This is a genomic window from Pseudocolwellia sp. AS88 (genome assembly GCF_030551755.1).
Lineage (GTDB): Bacteria > Pseudomonadota > Gammaproteobacteria > Enterobacterales > Alteromonadaceae > Pseudocolwellia.
The window spans coordinates 17,475-36,728 of the sequence record NZ_JAUPEC010000027.1 but is presented as its reverse complement, the minus strand read 5'-3'; the positions used below and the strand labels follow the sequence as shown (position 1 = coordinate 36,728).

Genomic DNA, 19,254 nt, shown 5'->3' with positions numbered 1-19,254 from the left:
TTTACTCATTGTTGTTCGCTTTTTTAATAGAATAACTATTAGACAAAACTCACATCGCGATTAAATCCGTTTTAAATTGAATAAAATTTAACCCTGAAAGATCAACAGACCCTAACAACAAAAGTAGGTTTAGACTATATGTCTAAGCCTATTTTTTTTGTTCTAGTTCTCAATGCCCTTCCTCTTAGAAAAATAATTTATATTTATCTATCAAACATCCCTCTACTGAATACTATGAGATAAGGTCTGTTAAAACGAAAAAAGGCAGCTATATTAGCTACCTTTTGAAAATGCTTAATTACTTTATTGATTCTAGCTTGATGCTTTTAGTTAATAAGGGAAACCGCTATTAGCATACAAGTTGTTATCACTAACTCAGGTTACTTAGCTAACTCTTTAAGCATCTGCTCTTTAAGTTCTAACCAAAGTCTACCTGATTCTATACCATAGTCTCGTGTTACAAAAACAGCTTCGTCAAACTTACCTGTATTGGCCAGTTCTATTAAAGCATCGTAATAGTTCCTTGAAATTTCACGCCCTTTCGGATGAGAAAAATACAAACCACCTAAACGCGAATACAGGCCACTAAAGCCATTTAAGATTAATAAGTAGATTGAGTTTCCTGAGGCAACCACAAGTGCTTTATGAATTTTATAATCAAATTCAGCAAAAGCATCACCGTCATCAGCAATATTTTTATATTCGCTCAAAATGCTAATAACTTCTTCTGGATTGTTTTTTAAAGCACCACGAGTATAAATAGCGCTTATATTGGTACGAGCGGATAACAGGTTATCAACTAAGTCGGGGATACCTTCTTGGTCTAATTGGGCTAAAGTTTCTAATATATTTAAACTAGAGGTTTCCCAGAAATTATTTACTTTAGTCGGTTTACCATGTTGAATGGTTAACCAACCATCCCTTGCTAAACGCTGTAAAACTTCACGAAGCGTAGTACGAGTAACACCAATAAGTTCAGATAACTCACGTTCTGCCGGTAAAATAGAACCTGGAGGAAAACCACCATTCCATATAGATTCAACAATATATTGTTCTGCAAATCCTGCCGGACTGTGTGCTTTAATAACCATAAGTATCCAATGACTTGATTTTTATTATTTATAATAGTGATTGTACCAGAACATCTAATTGGTACAAGCCGCTATAATCAGCTGTAATGATTATTTACAAGCGATAGTTTAGCGCTTAAACTAATATAACTATTGGTGTTTTTATCAATAATGTACGATATTAATGTACGTATTAATAATAATAAAATTAAGAATCTGTAAACTTAATTCAACTTAACTTCAAAAAGGTCCACTATGCAACAATCGTCTATGGCTGCATTTTATAAAAACTTTCTAGGAAACTCTCCAGAGTGGTATAAACTCGCAATTGTTTCTTTTCTAGTTATAAACCCTATATTATTTTTTCTTGTAGACCCATATACCGCAGGCTGGGCATTAGTTATCGAGTTTATTTTTACACTCGCTATGGCATTAAAATGTTACCCACTGCAACCAGGTGGTTTGTTAGCTATTGAAGCTGTAGCTATAGGGATGACATCTCCCAACCAAGTTATGCATGAAATGATTGTAAATTTTGAAGTGATTTTACTTCTAATATTTATGGTTGCAGGTATCTACTTTATGAAGAACTTACTGCTATTTTTATTCACAAAAATAGTCACTAAAGTCACCTCTAAAGTCATGGTATCTTTCTTATTTTGCTTTTCAGGTGCTTTTTTATCAGCATTCCTAGACGCACTTACCGTTATCGCGGTTATCATCAGTGTTGCAATTGGTTTCTACTCTGTTTACCACAAAGTAGCTTCAGGTAAAGACTCACATCAATCACACGACCATAATGAAGACAACCAATTACCAGATCTTAGCCGAACTGACTTAGAGCAATTTCGTGGCTATTTACGTAACTTGTTAATGCATGCGGGTGTTGGTACTGCTTTAGGTGGTGTATGTACTATTGTTGGTGAACCACAAAACTTAATTATTGGCCAACAAGCAGGTTGGGAATTTGTAGAGTTTGCGATTCGTATGTCTCCCGTTACTATCCCTGTATTTATTGCTGGTATGTTAACTTGTGTGGCTTTAGAGAAATTTAAATTCTTTGGTTACGGTGTTGTATTACCAACTAACGTTCGTAAGATCCTTAATGATTACGATGTTGCAGAAACAGCTAAACGTACAAAAAGTGACAACATTAAACTTGTTATGCAAGGTGTAATTGCTGTTTGGTTAATTATTGGATTAGCACTTCATTTAGCGCCAGTTGGTTTAATTGGTCTGACTGTTATTATCTTAGCGACAACATTTACAGGTATTACTGAAGAGCATCAAATTGGTCATGCTTTTGAAGAAGCTTTACCTTTTACTGCATTACTTGCCGTATTCTTTGCTGTGGTAGCGGTAATCATTGATCAACAATTATTTACACCGGTAATCACTTGGGTACTTACTTACGAAGGTAACATGCAATTAGTGATGTTCTATCTAGCTAATGGTTTACTTTCAATGGTTAGTGATAATGTGTTTGTTGGTACTGTTTACATTACCGAAATACAAAAAGCATTAATGGCTGGGCAAATAACTCGCGACCAATTCGACTTATTAGCAGTAGCAATTAACACAGGTACAAACTTACCAAGTGTTGCAACACCTAATGGTCAAGCTGCGTTCTTGTTCTTACTAACTTCTGCAATTGCTCCGTTAGTTCGTTTGTCTTACGGTAGAATGGTTATTATGGCTTTACCATATACTATCGTTTTAACAATTGTAGGTTTGGTTGCTATATCGTCAGGTCACTTAGCAAGTAGCACAGCTGATATGTATGAGTCTGGTATTATCACTCATCATTCAGAGTCTACATCTCATGGCGCGGCACCTGAAGCTCACTAAGTTGTATTAAAATATAGTTTTACACTATTTAAAGCGCCTTTTATGGCGCTTTTTATTTATATAAGATAGGGTTTACTGATGTTTCAGTATTAAGTTTCAAATAAACCTAAAAAGCATCATTTGTTTGAAACTTAGATAGCATTATCGTTTGTTTAAGTAACTCATCATAGACAACACACTTTGCCGTTTATGAGTACCAAACATATTGCTGAAAAGTAATATCGATAGTTCAATAAACCCTAACGTTTTGAAAAATTAAGAAGGTTATTCCGTGAAGTTTATAAGTGATTTAGCGACTAACTCTCGCGCTTGGTTAGTATTAGCATTAAGTGCTCTAGGATTAGAAATAGTCGCATTGTATTTTCAATATGCTATGGGATTGAATCCGTGCATTATGTGTATTTATCAACGTACTGCGCTTTGGGGAGTATTCTTTGCTGCTGTAGTGGGTTATCTAGGTAAGAGTTTGCTTATAACGCGCTTATTAGCCTATATTCTTTGGGGTACGAGTTCTATATGGGGAATGTTAATAGCCATTGAACATGTTGATATGCAAACATCGACTCTTTCATTTATGTATGTATGTGAAATTGTACCTAACTTTCCACAATGGGCACCTTTGCACGAATGGTTACCATCGTTGTTTGAAGCTAATGGTGATTGTGGTGATATTAACTGGCAGTTTGTAGGCTTTAGTATGCCGCAAGTAATGATTGCTGTATTTGCTGTTTATAGCGCGATTTTGGCGTTCTTATTAACCATACGTTTAATCAAAGATAAAACAATCTAATCTGTAAATCGTAGTGACCTAAATAAAAAAGATGAATAACCTTATTCGGTTTATTCATCTTTTTAACTGTTTATCTCTTTAGTCTCTAGCTTGCCTTTATAACAGCCTACATCAGCATGAAATAACAAATCACACCAGCGACACAAGAAACAACAAAGCTCAATACTGCGCCCTCTTTTACCATATCGCCTATGGTTATCTCACCTGTACCGTAAGCAATAGCATTAGGCGCTGTTGCTACAGGCAACATAAATGCACAACTCGCACAAATAGCCGCAGGTATCATTAATACCTCAGGATTTAATCCTGATGAAATAGCGGTTATAGCCAAAATAGGCATTAGCAAAGTTGCCGTTGCAGTGTTACTGGTGATTTCAGTTAAATAGGTAACCACCAAACATATGCTTAATATCATTAAAATAGGCGGTAAAGCAGCAAAAGATGTCAACCAGTCACTCATAATTTGACTAAGTCCTGAAGCTGAAAAACCTTTAGCCAGAGCAATACCACCAGCAAATAAAAGTAACATCCCCCAAGGAATACTAACGGCAGTGTTCCAATCTAATAAATGCTCTTTCTCACCATCGCTTTCTTTACCATTAGGAATTAAAAACATAACAACCACAGCACATAAAGCTATACTGCTATCTCCTATGGTTGTGATATTTAACCATACGCTCCAGCCTCCGAAGGGCTCTAAACGCGTTATCCATAAAAGCGCTGTTATACCAAATACGATTAACGTTCTTTTTTCCTCGATACGCCACTCACCTATTTCAGGTAACGAAATATTACTTTCTAATTTTACATTTCGAGTTAACCATAAGCCAATAATTGGGATAGATACTAGAACAACAGGTACGCCTATTTTCATCCAAGAAAAAAAGCTAAACTCTAGTCCTGTTTGCTCTTCATATATCCCCATAAAAATAACATTGGGTGGTGTTCCAATAGGCGTTCCTATACCTCCAACACTTGCTGAATAAGCAATCCCCAATATTAAGGCTACTTTTAATGTAGCGTTATCAACATGTTTAAGAATAGCTAAAGCCATAGGTAACATGATCAAGGTGGTTGCTGTGTTTGATATCCACATGCTCAAAAATGCAGTAGCGAACATAAAGCCAAAAACTAAACGTTTGCCGCTCGAAACCCCTACTAGCTTCAGCATATACATAGCTAAACGTTCATGGGCACCACTTTTTTCAATTGCTTTAGACAGCATAAATGCGCCCATCAAAAGCAAAATAACGTGACTACCTAAGGATTCAGCAGCATCTTTGTGATCAATTACGCCAAATATTGGAAATAAGGCAAAGGGAACAAGTGAGGTTGCAGGAATAGGTATAGCTTCGGTTACCCACCATATAACGGTAAGTAAGGTTATTGCTGCCGCGATAGCAGGAATATGAGCTAACCCAGAAAAGGTAAGCACATAATAAAAACAGAAACTTAAAAGCGGCGCTAACCAGAGAAAAGATCGTTTAGACAACATAAAAAGTACCTAAATTTATTATGAGAGTTATTTATAGCTTAGCTGTATTTTTCAATAAACTGACGTGACTCTTGCCACTTTATATCTTGCTGAAGTTGGCTAAATTTTGTGTTTGTATTTTTAAGTAGGCGCTCAATGCGTTGATTACTAGCTTTATTAATTTCAATATTGGCTTTATCAATAACACTAATACAACCCTCTCTGTTATTACAAAGTAACAACATATCGCAACCGGCCTGTTGTGCTGCTTCAGCGCGCTCCACATAACCGCCTACACAAGAAGCACCTTCCATTGATAAGTCGTCACTAAAAATAACGCCTTCAAAACCAAGTTGTTTGCGTAATATGTCTTGTAACCAATAAGATGAAAATCCGACTGATTCATTATCAATCTCTGGAAATATAATATGTGCAGGCATTAAAGCATCAATTTTATTGGCTTTAATTAAGTGTTTAAAAGGTAAAATATCAAAAGATTCAATTTCTGATTTTTCACGAGGATCAATAGGCAGTGCAATATGAGAATCAGCTTGTACACTTCCGTGTCCCGGAAAATGCTTACCTGTCGCTTTCATACCAGCTAAATGCATGCCATCAATAAAAGCATTAGCTAGATGGATAATCGGTTCAGGTTGCGAATCAAAAGATCTATCGCCAATCACTTCACTGATACCATTCACATCTAAAACGGGAGCAAAACTGATATCAATATTACAGGCTTGAACTTCAGTCGCCATCACATAACCACAATGCTGGGCGAGTTCTTTAGCGATATTAAAGTCGTGTTGTGTTTTTGTAAGCAAAGAGCCCATAGCAGGAATAAGACTAAAACCATCGCGGAATCGTTGTACTCTGCCACCTTCGTGATCAACAGCAATAAGAATATCTTTACCTGCGGCTTTACGTATTTGAAGATTTAAATCCGATAATTGTTCAACCGACTCAAAGTTTCGGGTAAATAAAATAAGGCCACCCACTAATGGATGTTCTAATAATTCTTTATCTTCTGCGGTTAACGATGTGCCAAGCACATCTAACATTATAGGACCCATAAAAACCATTATTTATCTGTAATTTTGTGATTGAGGTTAATTATAAATGATTAAAAAGGAAAGGATATAACTGAATGTGTTTATCTAAAAAGCAAAAGAAGGCTTTAGTTAAAGAATACAAAACGTGAAGAGTTAAGCTTAAGTAAACTCTTCTATTTATTCTTTATTCTTTATTCTTTATTCTTTATTTAAAGGCATGATCGGCGCAGCAACACCTGCAGCAATATACGGAATAACTTTGTGGATAATCCCCGAAATATCAATATTATTATCAAAGTCATTTTTAGCGATATCAAGTAATGCATTACTTGAAGACATAGTAAATACCAAAGTCCCCATAGTAAAATGTAAACGCCAAAAAACCTCTTCGGCTGTTAATTCTGGGTAGGCTTTATAAACAGCTTTCACAAAATTACTAATAACACCTGAATAGTGACTTGTTAAAAACCAACGTAAAAAACCTTGGCTATCAGTATAACTGCGCCCTAGAAGTTGTAAAAAATGACTTGTACCATTCTCTTTATATTCATTTAACGATAATAAAGGCTCAACAAAAGCAGAAAACACTTCCGTTAATGTTGGCTTTGTTTCAGCCTCACAAATTTCTTGTAAAGCCGCTTCTAAACGCGGAGATAACTCGTTCATGTAACGCGACATTACCGCCTTGATTAACTCTTTTTTAGAGCCAAAATGATAATTTACCGCAGCTAAATTAACTTCAGCTTGGCTTGTTATTTCTCTTAACGAAGTACCATTAAAGCCATGTATGGCAAATAAATGTTCTGCTGCATCTAAAATTTTACTTTTTGTACTCATAGTATGATCAAACTTATCTTGAAAATGAAATAGGATTAAATAGTATTATTTTAAAAGAAATGCATTTAAAACGTTTGTTTAAAATAACGTATACGCCGCCATAGGTCAATATTTCAGAGGCACAAAGCCATGTTAAAACTCAGCAAAAAAATGATTCCCTTCACTTACCCTTATGGAAATCAGAATAATTTTGTACAAGCTGATTTTTTAAAACAATAAATAAGATTTATGGATGAATAATTTAACGCTGTTAAAACAGCTAAAACATTGTTTTTATCTGCTTAAAAGTATACTTTACTAGTTCAATAACATCATTCAAAAGACAGTGAATTATCCGATGAAAAAATCATTTACCTTATCCTCCCTAGCACTCGTTATTAGCACATTATTATATGGTTGTGGGCAAGAATCTTCTGAGCAAACAACACCTGTTGCACAGCAAAGTAAACAGCAAGAGTTAACCTCACAAGATGCCGAAGTATTTTTAACGAAAGCTGAAAAAGAATTTGAGCAACTTAGCTTAGAAGGTAGTCAAGTCGAGTGGGTTTATAGCAATTTCATCACTGAAGATACCGAAGCATTATCAGCTAGAACTAATCAAAAGATCACAGAAGTTGGCGTTAAATATGCGATGGAAGCTGCGAACTACGACAATGTAGAAGTTACTGCCGATCAAAGACGTAAGCTAGATATGTTAAAACTAAGCTTGGTTATGCCTGCACCGCAAGATCCTGAAAAGTCTGCAGAACTTGCACGAGTAACATCAGCATTAAATGGTATGTACGGTAAAGGCACTTACACTGATAAATCAGGTAAAGAATTAAGTTTAGGCGAACTATCTAGCATTATGGCTAACTCACGTAACTACGATGAATTATTAGAAATGTGGGAAGGATGGCGAGAAATCAGCCCTGATATGAAGCCTTTATATGTTGAACAATCAGCACTAGGTAACGAAGGTGCTCAAGGCTTAGGCTATAAAGATTTAGGCGTTATGTGGCGTTCAAAATACGACATGCCTGCTGATGACTTTGCGAAAGAACTTGATCGTTTATGGGGACAAATAAAACCATTATATGATGACCTACATTGTTATGTTCGCACCGAATTAGGTGAAGAATATGGCGTTGATAAAGTTCCTCAAGACAAACCTATCCCGGCACATCTATTAGGTAATATGTGGGCTCAATCTTGGGGGAATATTTATGATTTAGTTGCTCCTGAAGATGCTGATCCAGGCTATGATTTAACAGCGCAATTAGAAAAAAATAACTACGACGAAATAAAAATGGTGAAAGGCGCTGAGCAGTTCTTCACTTCGTTAGGTTTTGATGCTTTACCTGAAACTTTTTGGACTCGTTCTTTATTTACTAAACCAGAAGATCGAGATGTTATTTGTCATGCCTCAGCTTGGGATCTTGACGATAAAGACGATATTCGCATCAAAATGTGTATTCAAAAAACAGGTGAAGAGTTTGGTGTAATACATCATGAGTTAGGTCATAACTTTTACCAGCGTGCTTATAAAGATCAACCTAAGCTTTATCGCGGCAGTGCAAATGATGGCTTCCACGAAGCAATTGGCGATACGATTGCCCTTTCCGTTACGCCTAAATACTTAAAGAAAATAGGCTTAATTGATACTATTCCTGATGAGTCGAAAGACATAGGTTTATTACTTAAAATGGCGCTTGATAAAGTTGCCTTTATTCCATTTGGTTTGCTTGTTGATAAATGGCGCTGGGGAGTTTATTCAGGCGAAATAACACCAGAAAACTACAACAGTGCTTGGTGGGAGTTACGTGAACAATACCAAGGTATTGCCGCACCTGTTGACCGTGATGAAAATGCTTTTGATCCAGGAGCAAAATACCATATACCTGGCGGAACACCTTATTCTCGTTACTTCTTAGCTCATGTTCAGCAGTTTGAATTTCATAAAGCCCTTTGTGAAATATCAGGTAATACAGATCCAATTCATCGTTGTTCAATCTACAACAGTAAAGAAGCGGGTACCGCGTTAAACACTGTATTAGAAATGGGTGCAAGCCAACCTTGGCAAGAAGCTTACAAAGTTCTTACAGGTAAAGAAGAAATGGATGCTACTGCTGTTTTAGATTATTTTTCACCATTACAAACTTGGTTAAAAGAGAAAAACCAAGGTAAGCAATGTGGATTTTAAGTCGATATAGTAATTAACCTCAACTCGGGATAATGAATGTCATAACATTCAATAAAAAGAATTATTTATCAATAGATTAAAGAAACATCAGAGTACTTTACAAGTAATATGATGACTCAATATTGATAGTTTTATGCCTAGCAAGGCGGATTTGTTTACCCAATAGCTGGCTATTGGTAACGAATACAACGATGTTAGGCTTAAAAATAGCTTATTGAGTAACTTTGCTTATCCTGAGCTGAGGTTAGTTAGTCTTATAAGAATGTAAAAAGAGCTAATCAGTCAATGATTAGCTCTTTTTTATGACCTATAAATGATGAATGAAACAATCATGATGAAAATTTACACTTATCAAAAAAGCTTATTTTATAGTAAACGTTTTATTCATAAATTGAACAATATACTGAGCAATTTCAACTGACTTTTCTTCAACACTAAAATGACCTGAATCTAATAAATGTAATTCAGCCTTAGGTACATCTTTTAAATAAGCCTTAGCGCCAGCAGCAATAAAAGCAGGATCTTTTTTACCCCAAACAATTAACGTAGGTGGTTGATACTTCCTTAAATAAGCTTGCCATTTAGGGTAATCAAGTAAGTTATTATAATAGTCTTGCAGTAACTGAACTTGAATGTTTCTATCTTTTTCCGTTTGTAAAAAATGCAAGTCATGAATCCAACTATCAGGGTTCATGGTTTCAATATTCTCAGGCACATCTCTCAAATACTGTTTATTAATAATTGCTGATTCTGAGGTAAACGAATAAATTTTATCTGTTTGTTCTAGTGATTTGTCTTGATTCGCTTTTTTGAAAAAAGCTTGTCTTGGAAGCGTTAAGCCTTCTAAATAAGCATTACCATTTTGTACAATTAACGCTTCTAATTTATCTGGATTGTTTAACAACATTCTAAAACCAACTGGCGCACCAAAATCTTGTATGTATAAACTATATTTCTCAACATTAAGGATATTAAGCAAACCTTCTACGTGCTGAGCTAAAACGTCAAAGGTATATTTATGCTGAGATGGATCGGGACGATCACTATAACCAGAACCTAAATAATCAGATGCAATAACATGATAACGGCCTGACAACAACGGGATCAGCTCACGGTAGGTATGTGAAGACGAAGGGTAACCATGCAATAACACAATGGTTTGCTTATGTTGCTCGCCTGCTTCACGATAAAAAATACGTTTTCCTTCTACCGTGGCATAACGATAAGAAGTTTTTGAGGGCCATACAGCACTAACATTCGTATCAGTGTTGTCTATAGAGCGAGAACTTTCAGCACTGGCTTTATCCGTTAATATTAAAACAAGTAACAATATTAAAACGGTAAATATCGTTTTAAATGCAAGAGATTTAATACAAAATTTATTCTCTGAAGAATAACAAAATGGATGATTAAATAATTTCATGAATACCTTCTTAGTTTTTAACTAAACCAGTTATAAAGCTGAGTAAAAGTACGATTTACATCACTCCTCTACACGTTCCTGCTTTAGTTAAAAATCTGAAATGAATGTAGGCTTAATTGATAAAGACCTTTCATTTGGGTTTTTCATTCAAAAAATTTATATTCTCCATTATTTATGAATAACTTTTATTTGGCTTTATTCAATAAATAACTATTAAATAAAATGTTTGGCCATCTCTTTTGCTATAAGTGCTGATTTTTTTAACCCACGCGTATGGGCCATTACAATAGCGCCTTCTAGCAACAGCGCAATTTGCTCTGCTTTATCTTCATTTTTATCTTTTAATTGTGTTTTGATCAATTCAACAATCGACTGTTTATGTTGTGCTGAGAATATGTTGATCGGATGGCAAGCATCGGCATATTCGCCGCTCACATTAATAAAATTACAGCCCCAAAAAGTTTCGCTATTAATCCATTCATCTAAATTATCGAATATAGCTAAAATACCAGAATCCTCTGCTTCATTGGCTTGCTCTATTTTATTTTGTATTGCTGTAAATACTTGTTCATGACGCTGTTGCAGCGCAGCTAAAATCAACTCTTCTTTACTGCGAAAATGCTTGTATAGCGTTGCTTTTGATACTTTAGATTGCGCTAAAATCAGATCAATGCCTGTTGCGTGATAACCATGTTGATTGAATAACTCCAACGCTGTATCAATCAAGTGTTGTTTTCTTGGTTGCATATTTCATATCTTAATTTTCACTACTTGTTCTAAATTATAACAACATTTAGCTTGACGTAAACAGTTCTGTCCACCCATAATGGGTAGACAGATTTGTTCACCCCTCATTTAATGTAGATTAAGGTCAATTATTATGTGTACTACAGCAACAGACTCAGCAACTAATAACAATACTATTAGTACTTTAGGTATTCATCATCTTGGCCTTAGTGTGCCTGATATAAAACAAACGGCTGCGTTTTTTATCGATCAACTCAATTTCAATATCGTTGGTGAAAAACCAGAATATCCAGCTCTATTTGTTTCAGATGGCACAGTAATGCTAACTCTTTGGCAAATCAGCGATTCAAATACCATGACTACATTTGATCGTAAAAATAACGTAGGTTTACATCATTTTGCTCTTAAAGTTGCCAACTTAGAAAAGTTAGAAGCAATACATCAACAATTTGCTTTAGCTGATAATATCGATATTGAATTTGCACCAGAACAATTAGACGAACTCCCTATTCATCATATGATGTGTATTATTCCTGGTGGCATCAGACTTGAACTAATTACAGCGTAGGACAATTTAATGAATAATGAGCAGTTAGCCGTTTGGCATGAAGGTGAACTGGCGGTTCAAAAACTAGCAGGCACTGATCTAAGAATGGCTGAAATAGGTAATAAGTTTATTCGTGAATTTATGCCTGAGCAACACCGTGATTTTTTTCAGTCGTTGTCGATGATTTTTATTGGCTATAACGATTATAGTTCCGACATTATGGCTAGTGTTCTATTTGGTTCTGTAGGCTTTATTCAGTCACCTACGGAAAATGAGTTAATCATTAATACACAATATTCTATAAGTAACGATATCAACTCTGATTTAAAAATAGGCGACCGTATTGGCTTAGTCGGTATTGAATTTAATACAAAAAGACGTAATCGTATCAATGGAGTTATTACTGAAATCAATCAAAAAAACATCAGATTAAAGGTGTTACAAAGTTATGGAAACTGCCCTAAATATATTCAACCGAAAACCTTAACTCCAAACGCTCATTACGCTAATTTTATCGCTGAAACACGCCAACTCCTCAGTAAAAGCGATAAAAAAGTAATAACAAATACTGATGTATTTTTTATTGCCAGTAGCTTTGATGATGGTCAGCAATTAAATAACCGAGGTGTAGACATGTCACACCGTGGCGGTGATGTTGGTTTTGTGAAGATTAATGAAACGGGACAATTACTCGTAGAGGATTATTTTGGCAATGGCTTTTTTAATACAATGGGAAATTTATATAAAAATCCAATAGCTAATCTCTTGTTTTTGGATTGGCATACGGGTGATGCGATGCAAATTACCGTATCAAGCAAAATATTATGGGGTGAAGACCATACACAAAATAAGACACTTACCCACCCAGAAAATACCGCAGTAACTAAAGCTAAACGCACTTTGTGTTTTACACCTATAGAAATAAAACACATTACCCATGCTTTAGCTTATCGTCAGGTCTTTGATTACAATGACAAAAAGAGATAACTTAAGAATTACCTTTAAAAGAATTACCTCTAAAAGAATTACTTTAGAATATTTACCTCAAAAATCTTAATGCTATTTTTTGATTTTAGCCAACATTCTGATGCGCCAAGATCTTTTAATTAAACTTACTTTTTCTAAAATCCCAACCGTAATAATACGCTCGCCAACCATATCGTGAACATATAACTTTAAATCACCGAACTCAACAACATCCCCTATTTTAGGCGATGTTTCTAACATAGACTTTATGACTTGTTCGAGCGTCTCTTCTGGCTTTGTAGGGATTTCAATATTGTAAGAATGCGCAATATCAGCAACAGTATTATTGCCTTTAACTTTCAACTCTTGTACTGATAACTCATGTCTTTCTTTAGTTATGGCTCCCGAGAAAACATAATCAATAAACTCTCTGATATTAGGCTTTAATACAATAAACAGCTGATCGCCAGCTTCTAATAGAGTAGAACCTCGTGGAGCAATAACCTTATTATTACGAGTGATCATAGCCATCACAGCACCATCAGGTAGAGCAAGTTGGGATATACGACGCCCGACTGAACGAGATGTATCACCTAAAGTATATTCAACAATATCAGCGTCAACATCACCTAAAGCGGTTATTTCTAATGTTGCGGCAGGAGTTACTGGTGGAGGAAGCGTTAAGTTAAGTTTCTTTGCCATCCAAGATAAGGTTGAGCCTTGTAAAGTAGCGGAAATAAGCACCACGAAAAACACAACATTAAATATAAGATCTGCGCCAGGTAAACCAAATATCAATGGAAATATAGCTAAAATAATAGGTACTGAGCCGCGTAATCCAACCCACGAAACCAAAGTAATTTCTCTAATATTAAAACCAAATAAAGCTAAAACAGGAACAACAGCAATAGGTCTAGCAATAAAAATTAATACAAGTGCAATAAGAAGCCCTTCAAACCAAATATCAAATAACGATGTAGGGGTTATTAATAAACCTAATACAACGAACATAGTAATTTGACTTAACCAAGCTAAACCATCATGAAATAAGAAGGTGCTACGCTGAAATACAAATCGACTATTGCCGATAACGACACCTGTAATAAAAACAGCTAAAAAGCCACTACCACCGATGTTGGCAGTTATACCAAAAGATAAAAGCCCACATGCTGAAACTAATACAGGATATAAACCAGCAGCCACCAGCTGAATTTTGTTAATTAACTTCACCGAAATCCAACCTACAGCCAAACCAACAAGAGCCCCTAACCCCATTTGTGATAAAAACATCACAAGCAAGCCAGAGCCTGGCTTTAAATCGTTTACTAAAATTTCTAACAAACCAATAGTTAAAAATATTGCCATTGGGTCATTCGATGCACTTTCTATTTCTAAGGTAGCTTTTAGCTTTGAATTAAGATTGATGCCTGCATTTCGAAGCAAAGAAAATACAGCGGCAGCATCAGTAGAGCCAACAATAGCGCCAAGTAATAAACCTTGTAACAGCGGAATATCTAAAATATAAGCAGCTGCTACGCCAGTAACACCACCCGTGACTAATACACCTAAAGTAGCCAAAGTAGAGGCTGGTTTCCACACTTGCTTAATAGCTTTAAAGGGCGTTTGTAAGCCGCCATCAAATAGAATTAACGCTAATGCCAAGGTTCCCAATGAATGAGCTGCTTCAGCATTATCAAAGAAAATCCCACCAGGCCCGTCTTCACCTGCCAACATTCCCACTATTAAAAAAAGTACGAGTACAGGTAATCCTAATCGGGCTGATAATTGGCTTGAAATAATCCCAAGCAAGATCAAAACCGCAGACAACAATATTATTTGGTCAATCAAAAACATTTATCAATCTCATTAAAAGCTGCGAGGCAGCGAGGCTTTAATTTAAAATATTCACTTGAACGGTGAATGTGAAATGCATATTCATTTTATTACTAACCACATTCAAACAAGTTTAGTATTTAAACGAGGAAAATAAAAAGTTAAAAGGAAGGAAACAAAGTAATACCCTATATAAAAAACAACATAAAACTTTCCCTTATTATATCATTATTCTTAAAATATACGTACTTAAGTGAGAATTGAAAAATGATAAAATCAATAGTTCTTTTATTTTAATACTTGCAAATATAATACACCTTTAATTTCAAAGTTATTTTTTTGAATGACTTAGTTCAAGTTAATTCAGGAGATAAAGCCCCACTTTCAAGTAATACCTGACATGACTATTGAGTCGTATTTTTAAGAAAGTAGAAATCGTTGAATACAAATAAAATAAATTAACTATTTTCAAAGCTATAAAAAAAGCCGAGTTATAAATAAAATCTTACAATTAAGTTTATTTAAAAAAGCTTAACTCCCTTTTAAAAAATATATTTTGATAACCTTTCTAGTGATAAAGTCTGAAAAATCAAATATTGCCAGTTAAAATCGTTTAATTTTATTGTTTTGTTATTTTTTTTAAGAAGTATTTTGAATTTTTATTGTGTTTTAGTGCCATTTTATTAAAACACCTCCTAGTTAAAATTCATTTCAAACTCATCAAATGTTATAAAAACATATCAACATCGCACAATTTTCACACAACCATGAGTGTGGTTTTAATTTCATCATTGGTTGTAAGCCCCGTTTTTACAGTGATAAAGGTTTTTTTAGCCATATTATTGAAAACAAGTAACTTTAGCTATTGCTCAAACGTCAGTTATTTCTTAGTATGTTCATAACAATCATAGTTAATGGAAAATAATAATGAACAAAAGTGAATTAGTAGCAAAAATTGCTGAAGGCGCAGATATCACTAAAGCTTCTGCTGGACGTGCGTTAGATAGCTTAATTGAAACAGTTACAGCTGAATTAGCTAGTGGCGGTGACGTAACATTAATCGGTTTTGGTACTTATAAAGTTAACGATCGTGCTGCACGTACAGGTCGTAACCCACAAACTGGTGCAGAAATTCAAATTGCTGCTGCTAAAGTACCGGCATTTAAAGCTGGTAAAGCATTAAAAGATGCTGTTAATTCTTAATTAACACAAATTCTATTAGAAAAAGCCCAACTATAAGTTGGGCTTTTTTATGCTCATTTTCATATTCCCTCTCAACCCTCTTTTCATAAAACAGTCATAATTTACACTTATCATTTCTCGATAACTACAAAACCAATCAATACGAGAAATAATGTGAAACATAAAAAAATAACCTTAGCTGTAACGCTAATAGCAAGTTTAAGTCTAATGGCCTGTGATGATGGTTCTGATGGAACTCAAGGTGCTAGCGGGTTGAACAGTTTAATCGATCATGAAACCTTAGCTTTAGGTAACGATGAGTGTTTTTTTGGCGGCTTAAAAGTAACATCAGGTCTAGACACTGATAGTGACGGTTCACTAGCTGACAATGAAATAACAAGCATAAGCACTAATTGTAATGTAAATCCGATCGACACATCAGGTTCTCAATTGCCTTATAGTGTAATACGATCAGACATAGAGAATGGTGCGCTACCGGGTAGTTTTATGGAAATTCGCAATGGTGGTTTTGGCTCAGACATGGTTGCACATCCAACAGATCCTACACTTTTTTATGCATTAACTGACCGAGGTCCGAATGCTGCATTTACTGGCGACCAAGGCGTTGGCAAAAAATTCCCAACACCAGACTACACACCAAGAATTGGTTTATTTGAATTACAAAACAATGGTGATGTTAAGAAAATTAAAGATATCTTATTAAAACGTCCAGACGGCACATTGATTACAGGTTTACCTAATAGCTCAGCCTTGGGTGGTACAGGTGAAACACCCTATGACGCAGATGGAAACGTTATCGTTGAAGATATGAGCTTACCTTATGATGAAACCACAAATCCTATAAAAGTAGATGATTACGGATTAGATGGCGAAGGCTTAGTTGCTTTATCAGATGGCACCTTTTGGATAAGCGATGAATACGGTCCACACATAGTTCATTTCAATGCTGAAGGTACAGAGATTGGACGAATTAATGCATTTGCCGACGATGTTCGTAATACTTATACATTACCTGCGGAATTTGCAAATCGTCGTGCTAACAGAGGTATGGAAGGCTTAGCAGTAACACCTGATGAATCAACACTCGTAGGTATAATGCAGTCAACTATTTATAATCCAAGTAGTGCTGTAAAAGTTAATGATATTGTTCGTATAGTTACCGTAAATTTAACCGATGGAAGTATTGGTCAGTACCTTTATAAACAAGAAAAAACTCAGAACTCACAATCGGGTATTGTCGCTTTAAGCAATACCGAGTTTGTTGTTATAGAACGTGATGGAAGCTTTTATAATGAAGATATAAACGCGATGAAACATTTATATAAAATCGACATTAGTAATGCTACAAATATTGAAACTCTAGCGGCTACTGGGAATATTACACAAGATGCTTCACTAGGTTTACTCATAGACGGGAAAACATTAGAAGAAGTTACCTTAGAAGCTAATGGCTGGGAAACGTTAACCAATGCTGGCATTGAGGTAACAAATAAAAGCTTATTAGTAGATTTAGTGGCCGAAAATGGTTATCCACATGACAAATTAGAAGGTCTTTGGTTGATAAACGATACAACTATTGGTGTTCTCAATGACGATGACTTCGCCACATGGTCGTCAGATGGCGTACTTGAACAGAAATACTTAGACGCTGGACAAACGGTTATTGATAGCAACCGTTTATACATAATTGAGAATCTAGATTTAGCTAACTAACCTCATGGTTTAAAAGACTCAGAACAATAAAGCCGTGATTCGATTTAAACGAATCACGGCTTTTTAAATAATAAATTAAGCTTCGGTTACTTTAGTCGCTTTATATTCTGAATGCATAAATCCCCATACCGAGATAATACCCACGGCAGAAATCAAAATTAACATATTCATAAAGCTAGACCAGCCACCTGCACTATCAGCTAATCGACCACCAACAAAACCAAACGTTGCACTCGCAGCAAAACCAAAAGCATCAATAAAACATACTAACTTCGCGCTATGTGGTCCGCCATATTCAATAGAGAATATAGACATTGGTAAGTAATAAGCTGGTGATATTGAAAAAGCGAATAAGAAAATAGCCGTTAACGCCACTAAATAATTAACTTCATTACTAAAAGCAAACCAAGATAAATACTTCAAGGTAAGTACGCTCAATAAACTTATCGTTAAGGCAATGGTTAAAACAGTTCTAATACCCTTTTTAGAGAATCTGTCATAAAACGCAATAGAAGCTAATAAGCCACCTAAAGAGCCTACTGGAAAGATAGTAGAAGCCATTGCTGCTTGTGAAGGTGTAAGTTTGTAGCTTTCCATTAAGTAAACGGCGACAAAGTCTAAAAATGCCATCATACAGGTTAGCATCATTAACATGATCACCACTAACCAAACTCTTGGGCTTTTAGCAAAAGCGAGCATTCCGCCCATCATGCTAGTACCTTCCAGCGGATGATTGTATTTATTATCAAGGGCTTGTTTTGATGCTAAGGCTAACTCAATTTCTTCAGGGCTAGCGTTAATATCAGTATTATCACTTTCATTATCTTTAAAAAAGTTAGGATTTTCCGGTTTTTCTTTCAAGAAAATATAACAGCCTACAAAAATAACTAAAGCAAAAACGGCAGCGATTATTGCCACTGTTCGCCAATGCATAAAGCTTAATAACCAACCAAAGAATAAGGTAGCAAGCACTACACTAAAACGCGAACTGGTTGATAAAATACTCCATACCCTTCCGTAATGATGAGGGTGGTACCAGTCGCCTACCAGCTTAGTCATACCAGGCCAGCCAGCAGATTTAGTAAGGTAAAGTAAAAAGGAAAATACAGAAAACACCATGACATTAGGCGAAAAACCAAAAGCAATAATAAACAAAGCAGTAAGTAACACACCGGCTAAAAAGGTAAAACGCCCACCAATTTTATCGGCAAGAGGTCCCCAAATAAGTTTACCCACCAATGCACCTAAAGTTCCATATGCGGTAAAATCACCTAGGTTTGTTTTTGTTAAGCCCAAAGTCTCATCCGCCAGCATAGCTGGGCTAAGAATGGTGATCATTTGTCGACAGATCATCATGGCGGCATAACCCAAATACATATAGATAAGGATATTTAATTGTTTAGGAGGTCTACTAGACATAATTTCTCATTGAACGCTGTAATATAGTTTTTTGAAGGTCTATAAAATTATGGTTCTGTTAGTGTGAATTAATATTAATTGTATATTCGTTATGATATTTAAGTATTCAGATAACAAATACCTATTTAACAAAGTTACTCATAGCTCAAT

At 35.3% G+C, this 19,254-nt stretch carries 15 protein-coding genes; 7 read left to right on the top strand and 8 right to left on the bottom strand.

The features are described 5' to 3' along the window. Positions 1 to 380: 380 nt before the first annotated feature. Positions 381 to 1,091, bottom strand: a complete 711-nt coding sequence (gene fadR, locus Q5N69_RS15810) for a fatty acid metabolism transcriptional regulator FadR (RefSeq protein ID WP_304370055.1) — start codon at positions 1,089 to 1,091, stop codon at positions 381 to 383. Positions 1,092 to 1,325: 234 nt separating this feature from the next. Here fadR and nhaB point away from each other — a divergent pair, with 234 nt between their 5' ends. Further along, complete coding sequence (gene nhaB, locus Q5N69_RS15805; protein ID WP_304370054.1) at positions 1,326 to 2,918, top strand: sodium/proton antiporter NhaB; 1,593 nt, start codon at positions 1,326 to 1,328, stop codon at positions 2,916 to 2,918. Positions 2,919 to 3,189: 271 nt separating this feature from the next. Further along, positions 3,190 to 3,708: a disulfide bond formation protein DsbB gene (dsbB, locus tag Q5N69_RS15800; RefSeq protein WP_304370053.1), complete on the top strand. Its 519-nt coding sequence runs from the start codon at positions 3,190 to 3,192 to the stop codon at positions 3,706 to 3,708. A 106-nt stretch (positions 3,709 to 3,814) separates the two neighbouring features. Here the strand turns inward: dsbB and Q5N69_RS15795 are convergent, their stop codons facing one another. From Q5N69_RS15795 to Q5N69_RS15785, 3 genes are all read right to left on the bottom strand, one after another. Further along, on the bottom strand, positions 3,815 to 5,203 hold the full coding sequence (locus Q5N69_RS15795) for an SLC13 family permease (RefSeq protein ID WP_304370052.1): 1,389 nt from the start codon (positions 5,201 to 5,203) through the stop codon (positions 3,815 to 3,817). Between the two features lie 38 nt (positions 5,204 to 5,241). Continuing rightward, on the bottom strand, positions 5,242 to 6,255 hold the full coding sequence (gene nagZ / locus Q5N69_RS15790) for a beta-N-acetylhexosaminidase (RefSeq protein WP_304370051.1): 1,014 nt from the start codon (positions 6,253 to 6,255) through the stop codon (positions 5,242 to 5,244). A 177-nt stretch (positions 6,256 to 6,432) separates the two neighbouring features. After that, positions 6,433 to 7,071, bottom strand: coding sequence for a TetR/AcrR family transcriptional regulator (locus tag Q5N69_RS15785; protein ID WP_304370050.1), 639 nt, complete (start codon positions 7,069 to 7,071; stop codon positions 6,433 to 6,435). Between the two features lie 337 nt (positions 7,072 to 7,408). Here Q5N69_RS15785 and Q5N69_RS15780 point away from each other — a divergent pair, with 337 nt between their 5' ends. Then, positions 7,409 to 9,253, top strand: a complete 1,845-nt coding sequence (locus tag Q5N69_RS15780; protein WP_304370049.1) for a M2 family metallopeptidase — start codon at positions 7,409 to 7,411, stop codon at positions 9,251 to 9,253. A gap of 361 nt (positions 9,254 to 9,614) precedes the next feature. On the opposite strand, the gene Q5N69_RS15775 is transcribed toward Q5N69_RS15780, so the two are convergent. Beyond that, positions 9,615 to 10,676, bottom strand: a complete 1,062-nt coding sequence (locus Q5N69_RS15775; protein WP_304370048.1) for an alpha/beta fold hydrolase — start codon at positions 10,674 to 10,676, stop codon at positions 9,615 to 9,617. Positions 10,677 to 10,889: 213 nt separating this feature from the next. Then, a complete protein-coding gene (locus Q5N69_RS15770; protein WP_304370047.1) occupies positions 10,890 to 11,423 on the bottom strand; it encodes a TetR/AcrR family transcriptional regulator in 534 nt (177 codons plus the stop codon). 133 nt (positions 11,424 to 11,556) lie between these two features. Between Q5N69_RS15770 and Q5N69_RS15765 the strand changes: the two genes are divergently transcribed. Together Q5N69_RS15765 and Q5N69_RS15760 are read left to right on the top strand one after the other, a co-directional pair. Next, the gene (locus Q5N69_RS15765) at positions 11,557 to 11,991 is read left to right on the top strand and encodes a VOC family protein (RefSeq protein WP_304370046.1); all 435 of its coding nucleotides are present in this window, start codon (positions 11,557 to 11,559) and stop codon (positions 11,989 to 11,991) included. A gap of 9 nt (positions 11,992 to 12,000) precedes the next feature. Continuing rightward, on the top strand, positions 12,001 to 12,957 hold the full coding sequence (locus tag Q5N69_RS15760) for a hypothetical protein (protein WP_304370045.1): 957 nt from the start codon (positions 12,001 to 12,003) through the stop codon (positions 12,955 to 12,957). Positions 12,958 to 13,029: 72 nt separating this feature from the next. On the opposite strand, the gene Q5N69_RS15755 is transcribed toward Q5N69_RS15760, so the two are convergent. Continuing rightward, positions 13,030 to 14,790 carry a potassium/proton antiporter gene (locus Q5N69_RS15755; protein ID WP_304370044.1) on the bottom strand — a complete coding sequence of 587 codons (1,761 nt, stop codon included), beginning with the start codon at positions 14,788 to 14,790 and terminating at the stop codon, positions 13,030 to 13,032. Positions 14,791 to 15,696: 906 nt separating this feature from the next. Here Q5N69_RS15755 and Q5N69_RS15750 point away from each other — a divergent pair. Beyond that, a complete protein-coding gene (locus Q5N69_RS15750) occupies positions 15,697 to 15,972 on the top strand; it encodes an HU family DNA-binding protein (protein WP_304370043.1) in 276 nt (91 codons plus the stop codon). 153 nt (positions 15,973 to 16,125) lie between these two features. Beyond that, on the top strand, positions 16,126 to 17,685 hold the full coding sequence (locus tag Q5N69_RS15745; protein ID WP_304370042.1) for an esterase-like activity of phytase family protein: 1,560 nt from the start codon (positions 16,126 to 16,128) through the stop codon (positions 17,683 to 17,685). A gap of 75 nt (positions 17,686 to 17,760) precedes the next feature. Here Q5N69_RS15745 and Q5N69_RS15740 read toward each other — a convergent pair whose 3' ends face one another. Continuing rightward, positions 17,761 to 19,104: an MFS transporter gene (locus Q5N69_RS15740; RefSeq protein WP_304370041.1), complete on the bottom strand. Its 1,344-nt coding sequence runs from the start codon at positions 19,102 to 19,104 to the stop codon at positions 17,761 to 17,763. Positions 19,105 to 19,254: the final 150 nt, after the last annotated feature.